Origin of the sequence: Streptomyces sp. NPDC001714 (genome assembly GCF_042892755.1) — a bacterium.
Taxonomy (GTDB): Bacteria; Actinomycetota; Actinomycetes; order Streptomycetales; family Streptomycetaceae; genus Streptomyces.
This window is the reverse complement of the sequence record NZ_JBIAUL010000009.1, coordinates 1-6713: the sequence shown is the minus strand read 5'-3', so window position 1 is coordinate 6713 and position 6713 is coordinate 1. Positions and strand designations below refer to the sequence as shown.

Annotated in this window: 5 protein-coding genes; 2 read left to right on the top strand and 3 right to left on the bottom strand. The window is 72.2% G+C overall.

Annotation, left to right across the window (positions count from 1 at the left end):
- Nucleotides 1-221: 221 nt before the first annotated feature.
- Nucleotides 222-1706: an MDR family MFS transporter gene (locus ACFY0P_RS23705; protein ID WP_388916435.1), complete on the bottom strand. Its 1485-nt coding sequence runs from the start codon at nt 1704-1706 to the stop codon at nt 222-224.
- Nucleotides 1707-1834: 128 nt separating this feature from the next.
- Between ACFY0P_RS23705 and ACFY0P_RS23700 the strand changes: the two genes are divergently transcribed.
- The gene (locus ACFY0P_RS23700) at nt 1835-2518 is read left to right on the top strand and encodes a TetR/AcrR family transcriptional regulator (protein ID WP_388916432.1); all 684 of its coding nucleotides are present in this window, start codon (nt 1835-1837) and stop codon (nt 2516-2518) included.
- A gap of 17 nt (nt 2519-2535) precedes the next feature.
- Here ACFY0P_RS23700 and ACFY0P_RS23695 read toward each other — a convergent pair whose 3' ends face one another.
- Together ACFY0P_RS23695 and ACFY0P_RS23690 are read right to left on the bottom strand one after the other, a co-directional pair.
- Nucleotides 2536-3939, bottom strand: a complete 1404-nt coding sequence (locus ACFY0P_RS23695) for an aldehyde dehydrogenase family protein (RefSeq protein ID WP_388916429.1) — start codon at nt 3937-3939, stop codon at nt 2536-2538.
- A 116-nt stretch (nt 3940-4055) separates the two neighbouring features.
- Nucleotides 4056-4361, bottom strand: a complete 306-nt coding sequence (locus tag ACFY0P_RS23690) for a DUF6059 family protein (RefSeq protein WP_388916426.1) — start codon at nt 4359-4361, stop codon at nt 4056-4058.
- Between the two features lie 283 nt (nt 4362-4644).
- On the opposite strand from ACFY0P_RS23690, the gene ACFY0P_RS23685 reads away from it, so the two are divergent.
- A partial coding sequence (locus ACFY0P_RS23685) for a type I polyketide synthase (protein WP_388916423.1) occupies nt 4645-6713 on the top strand: 2069 nt, incomplete at its 3' end.

The following is a 6713-nucleotide window of genomic DNA, read 5'->3' as shown; positions in this document are numbered from 1 at the left end:
CACCCCGACCGCGACGGCCACCCCGACCGCGAAGCCGACGGTCACGGCGACCGCCACCACCCCCCCCACCCCCCCCGCCCCCCCCCCCCCCGCCCCCCCCCCCCCCCCCGGCCGCCGCCCCCCCCCCCCCCCCCCCCCCCCCCCCCCCGCCGAGGGCGTTGCGGACGAGTCCGCCCGGGGGATTGGCGCCCCGTCCCGCACGCCCCGCCCAGGGGGCGGGATCAGGCCTTGCGGGCCTCATTGAGGGATCCGGCAGGTGCCGCCGGGGTTGCTGCGGCGGCTGCGGCCGCGTTCCGGCGCTCGGCCACGGCGAGGAGGACCGCCGGCAGGGTCGCCGCCACGCCGATGGCCAGCACCCAGCCGAAGGCCACACCGAAGCCGTGCGCCTGGTCGCCCGAGGAGTGGGCGTCCTGCAGCTGCTTCTGGAGGACGACCGCGAGGATCGCCGCGCCGAGCGAACCACCGATCCGCTGGCCCATGTTGAGCTGGACCGTGGCGTCCGGGATCTTCATCATCGACACGGCTCGATAGGCCGCGGTGACCGCCGGCACGGCGCAGGTGCCGATGCCGAAACCGCGCACCACCATGGCCGCTCCGATCCACCAGTACGAGGTGTGCGCGCCGATCACCACGAACGGCACGGTCGAGGCGATGCTGATGAGACCGCCGACAAGGGCGACCGGACCGCTGCCGAACTTGTCCACGAAGCGGGCCACCCGCCACATGGCGATGGCGACGCCCACGCCCTGCGGAATCAGGAGCAGACCGGTGTTGACCGCGTCCTCGCCGCGGACGACCTGGAAGTACAGCGGCATGAGGATGACGGCACCCAGACTCAGCGCGCCCATGAAGAAGTTGGTGAGAGAGGCCGCGGTGTAGAGCCGGCCCTTGAACAGCCTGATGTCCAGCAGGGGTTTGGCGCTGCGCAGGGAGACGACCACGAAGGCCACGAGGAGCGCGACGCCCGCGACGAGCGAGACCACCACCTTGGGCGAGCCGGCGTCACCGGAGTTGCCGATCTCGGCGAGCCCGTAGGTGAGCGCGACGCTGGACCCGACGATGGTCACGAGACCCGGCACGTCGAGCCGGCCCGGCTGCGCGGCCGCGTCGGCGGGCAGCAGCCACAGGGCGAGCAGCACCGTGATGATCCCGATCGGGATGTTGACCAGGAAGATCGACCGCCAGCCGACGTGCTGGAGCAGCAGTCCACCGACGGTCGGGCCGATCACCGGCGCCATGATGACGGGGATACCGCTGACGCTCATCACGCGGGCCATCAGCCGGGGTCCGGCCGCGCGGACCAGGATCGCCTGGCTCACCGGGACGGCGATGCCGCCGATGCCCTGGATGGTGCGGAAGACGATCAGCTGATCGATCGAGGTGGCGAGCCCGCAGGCCAGGGAGGCGAGGGTGAACAGGGTGATCGCCGCGATGAAGACCCGCTTGGCGCCGAGCCGCATGCCGAGCCAGCCGCTGATGGGGATGACCGCGGCCATCGCCAGCAGATAGGCGGTGACCAGCCACTGGATGGTCGACAGCGAGGCGTCCATCTTGATCGTCAGTGTCTGGAGCGCGACGTTGACGATCGTGGAGTCGAGAAAGGTCATGAACGCGCCGAGGGTGGTCACCGCGATCACCTTGCGGAGCTCGGGCGAGAAGGGTTCCCGTCCGGTGTCCGGTGGGCTGGTGGTGCTCTCCGCTGCCATGGGTCGGTCTCCCTATGAGTGTCGACCTGGAGGTTATGTAGGATGAGGAGCACTGCTCCGATAAAACGGAGCGGTGCTCCTGATGACTATACGGAGCGCCGCTCCGATTCTCAACCGAGCGAGGTGCCATGAGTGACAAGCAAGGCGCGGCCTCGGGTCCGGCCGACGGTGCGGGCTCGTCCCGCGGCACGGCGGGAGCCTCGGCCCCGGGCGGCCGCACGCCATCGACCCCGGCCGAGGGCGGCATGCGCGTCGATGCCCGCCGCAACCGCGACAACCTCCTCGCGGTGGCCCGCACAGTCCTCGCCGAGGAGGGGCTGGAGGCGTCCCTGCGGGATGTCGCACGCCGCGCCGGGGTGGGTATCGGCACTCTGTACCGGCACTTCCCCACCCGCGAGGCCCTCGTCCAGGCGGTGCTCAGCGACCGGCTCAACGCGCTCGCCGACGCCGCCGACGAGTCCCTCACGGCGGCGTCCCCAGGCGAGGCGCTGGCCGCGTGGCTCCAGCGGTTCGCAGCCGGCTCCGGCACCTTTCACGGTCTGCCCGGTTCCGTGCTGGCCGCCCTGCACGACGTCCATTCCGAACTGCACGGCTCGTGCGCGGCGATGCACGAATCGGCCTCCCGGCTGCTGGAACGCGCCCAGGCCGCGGGAGAGGTCCGGCCGGACGTGGACGCCGAGGACCTCTTCACCGCCGCCGCCGCCATCGGCTGGGCCGCGCAGTACTCCGACCGCGAACGCGCCCGGCGCATCCTGACGCTGCTCACCGACGGGATGCAGTCCGGCCACGCGGACGCCGTACGGGGCGGCTGACCGGTCCGCACCGGAGGTCAGGACCGCGCGCGGTGCAGCACCTGCAGCTCGGTGAAGGAGTGATGGCCCCACAGACCGTTCTCGGTCCCCACGCCGCTCCACTTGTGGCCGCCGAAAGGCTGGTGCGGCCCGAGGGCGAAGTGGGTGTTGACCCAGGCCGTGCCGCACTCCAGCCGGGCCGCCACGGCCGCGGCGCGGTCCGGGTCGGCACCCCACACCGAGCCCGACAGCCCGTACTTCGTCCCGTTGGCCCGGTCGAGGGCGTCATCGACGTCCGTGTACGGCACGACCGGCAGCACCGGGCCGAACTGCTCCTCGTCCACGACGGGAGCACCGTCCACGGCGCCGTCCACGATCGTCGGCGGGAAGAAGAAGCCCGCCCCGGTGGGCGCCGAGCCGGCGAGCAGACGCGCCCCGCCCGCTCGCGCCTGCTCCGCGAGCCCGGTGACGCGCTCCAACTGCCGCCGGTTGTTGACCGGGCCCAGCTCCACGCCCTCCTGGGTGCCGTCTCCCACGTTCGCCCGCCGCGCCCGCTCCGCCAACGCCTCCACCACCCGCGGGTACAGCGACCGAGGGGCGTAGACCCGCTTCACGGCCGCACAGACCTGGCCGTTGTTGGCGAAGGCGGCGGTGAAGAGACGGTCGGCGACCGACTCCGGGTCGATGTCGTCCAGCAGGATGGCGGGATCGTTACCGCCGAGCTCCAGGGTGATCCGCTTGAGGTCCGGTGCCACCGCCGCGGCGATGGTCTTGCCGGTGGCGACCGAGCCGGTGAAACTGATCTTGCGCGGGATCTCGTGCTCGGTGAGCCGGGCGCCCAGTTCGTCGCCACCGCTCACCACGTTGAGCACACCCGGCGGCAGCACCTCCGCGAGGAGTTCACCGGCCTTCAGTGTGGCCAGCGGTGTGTACGGCGAGGGCTTGAGCACCACGGTGTTCCCCGCGAGGAGCGCGGGCGCCACCTTCCAGGAGGCGAGCACCAGGGGGAAGTTCCACGGGGTGATGGCGGCAACCACCCCGACCGGCCGCCGTACCACCTCAACGAACGCGCTCGCGTCGTCCTGGAGGATCTCCCGGGGCAGCTCCAGGTCCGCGAAGTACTTCAGCCAGTACCCGAATCCGAAGACCTCCTCGGCCGCCTCCTTCAGCGGCTTGCCCTGTTCGGCGGTCAGCACCGGCGCGATGTCCGCGACCCGTGCCATCAGCAGGTCCGCCGCCGCGTGCAGCGCGGTCCGGCGCGCCGCCTGGTCGGCGGCCCACCCGGGCTGTGCGTCCCGCGCCGCGCCCAGCGCCTCGTCCAGCTGACCGGGCGAGCAGTCCGGGGCCTCGGCCCACACCTCACCGGTCGCCGGGTTGACGACGCCGAACGTCCCCGTCGAGGTCACGCCCTCGCCGCCGATGGTCATCGTGAAGTCCGCCATGCCGCATCCTCACCGTCGTCGCACGCCTGGAGAAACGCCCCGACGCTAGGACGACGCGCTAACGACAGCCCTTCGTACGGCTAAAACCGGTGCTCGGCAGTGAATATGACGGTCCGTCACCTTCCGGTACGGTCCACGTCGACGCCGAGCGCGGCCCACAGCTGCCGCTCGACCGGGGTCGCCGGCGTCGCGCTGTGCCGCTCCGGATGGCCGGCCGGTGGCTCCTGGATCCGGCCGCCGCCACCGTACGGGCCGTGTGCCGCGCCCGGTGGCCAGGTCTCCGGCACGGCGGGGTCGGCTTCGGGGTCGCGGTAGTGCACGCCGGGCAGCGGCCCCACGACGAAGAAACTCGCGGTGCCGAGATGGGCGAGCAGCCGGACCGCGGCAACGCCGGCCTTGCCGAGCCAGAGCCTCAGGCTCATGACGGTTCCCTTCCTCTCCCCTGGCGGCCCGACGCGGTCCCGGGGCGCACGGGCGGTCCATCGTCGTCGTGGGGTCTGAAGCGTCGCTTAGGCCCGCCCGATGGGACGTGGGGGCTCACTCCCACCGGGGGGCGGAGGTCGGGTGCTTTAGGGCAAGGCAAGGACGTCGTTAGCCGACGGCCTGAGCCTGATCGTTCGGTGCGGCACAGCCGGCCGCAGCCGGCGTGCGCTGCGGCCAGCCGCAGACAGCACGTGCAGCGACGACGAGGGGTGGTCGAGCGCCATGGAGCCCAGGTCCGATTCCGCACCCGAGCCGACCGAGCCGGAACGGCGGCACGGTGGCACGGATGGCAACAGGCCGATCGCCGTCGTCGGGCTGTCGTGCCGACTCCCCGGCGCCCAGGACGTCGCCGCCTTCTGGCGGCTGCTGCGGGACGGCACCGACGCGGTGTCGACAGTGCCGCCCGACCGCTGGGCGGGCGAGGTCCCCACCGACGAGGAAGACCCGGACGGCGACTGGGACCGCACCCGGCGCGGTGGCTTCCTCGACCGTGTCGACGGGTTCGACCCCGCCTTCTTCGGTATCTCGCCGCGTGAGGCCGCCGCCATGGACCCGCAGCAGCGACTCGTGCTGGAGCTGAGCTGGGAGGCCCTGGAGGACGCCGGTATCGTCCCGTCCCGGCTGGCGGGCAGCCGTACGGGCGTGTTCGTCGGCGCCATCTGGGACGACTACGCCAAACTCCTTCACCGGTACGGTTTCCCGGCGGTGGGCCGGCACTCGGTCACCGGACTGCACCGCAGCATCATCGCCAACCGGGTGTCCTACGCGCTCGGTCTGCGGGGTCCCAGTATGGCCGTCGACACCGCGCAGTCGTCCGCGCTCGTGGCGGTGCACCTCGCCGTCGAGAGCCTGCGGACCGGCGCGGCCGACCTCGCGCTCGCCGGGGGCGTCAACCTGAACCTGGCCCCCGAAAGCGCCCTGGGCGCCGCCCGTTTCGGCGGACTGTCCCCGGACGGGCGCTGCTTCACCTTCGATGCGCGGGCCAACGGCTATGTCCGCGGCGAGGGCGGCGGCATCGTCGTCCTCAAGCCGCTGGACCACGCGCTGCGCGACGGCGACGACATCGTGTGCGTGATCCGGGGCACCGCCGTCAACAACGACGGTGCCACCGACGGGCTGACCGTGCCGAGCCCCACCGCCCAGGCGGAGGTCGTCCGAACCGCACACGCCCAGGCGGGGGTGTTGCCCGACGCGGTCCAGTATGTCGAGTTGCACGGCACCGGGACGCCCGTCGGCGATCCCGTCGAGGCCTCCGCGCTCGGTGCGGCGATCGGCGTACACCGCACCCCGGACCGGCCTCTGGCCGTCGGCTCGGCCAAGACCAACGTCGGCCATCTCGAAGGCGCCGCGGGCATCGTCGGTCTGCTCAAGGTCGCCCTGAGCATCCGACACCGGAGACTGCCGCCGAGCCTCAACTTCGCCACGCCCAACCCCGCGATCCCCCTGGACGAGCTGGGCCTGCGGGTCCAGACCGGCCTCACCCCGTGGCCGAACCCGCGCAAGAAGCTCATCGCAGGGGTGAGTTCCTTCGGCATGGGCGGCACCAACTGCCATCTCGTGGTGACCGAACCTCCCCGGCGCAGGGCTGTGCCCGACACCCGGCCCCATGCCGTCGCCCCGGTCACCGGCCGACCGCTCTCCTGGCTGGTGTCGGCGCGCGGCGAGGCTGCGCTGCGCGCCCAGGCCGCGCGACTGGCCGACCACCTGCACGCGGCTCCGGACACCGATCTGCTCGATCTCGCGTCCTCGCTCACCTCCACCCGCAGCGCCTTCGAGCACCGCGCGGGCATCGTCGGCACCTCCCGCGCGGAACTGCTCGCCGGGCTGGCCGCGTTGTCCGACGGCGAACAGGCGCCGCACCTTGTCCGTGGTACGGCGGTGAACACGCCGAAGGTGGCGTTCCTGTTCTCCGGACAGGGGTCACAACGCATCGGCATGGGACGGGAGTTGTACGACACCTACCCCGTCTTCACCGAAGCCCTCGACGAGGTCTGCGCACTCCTGGACCCGCACCTGCAACACCCGCTGCGCGAGGTCATGTTCGGCGACGACACCGAACTGCTGGGACAGACCCTCTACACCCAGACCGCACTCTTCGCCTACCACACCGCCCTGTTCACGCTACTGACGAGCCTCGGCGTACGACCCGACTACCTCGCCGGGCACTCCATCGGCGAGATCTCCGCCGCCCACGCGGCAGGCGTCCTCACCCTGCCGGACGCCACCCGACTGGTCGCCGCCCGCGCCACCCTCATGCAACAACTCCCGCCCGGCGGCACCATGATCGCCAT

Coding starts and splice junctions, on each gene's coding strand:
- ACFY0P_RS23705 (WP_388916435.1), bottom strand. CDS start 1,706: ATGGCAGCGGAGAGCACCACCAGCCCACCGGACACCGGACGGGAACCC.
- ACFY0P_RS23700 (WP_388916432.1), top strand. CDS start 1,835: ATGAGTGACAAGCAAGGCGCGGCCTCGGGTCCGGCCGACGGTGCGGGC.
- ACFY0P_RS23695 (WP_388916429.1), bottom strand. CDS start 3,939: ATGGCGGACTTCACGATGACCATCGGCGGCGAGGGCGTGACCTCGACG.
- ACFY0P_RS23690 (WP_388916426.1), bottom strand. CDS start 4,361: ATGAGCCTGAGGCTCTGGCTCGGCAAGGCCGGCGTTGCCGCGGTCCGG.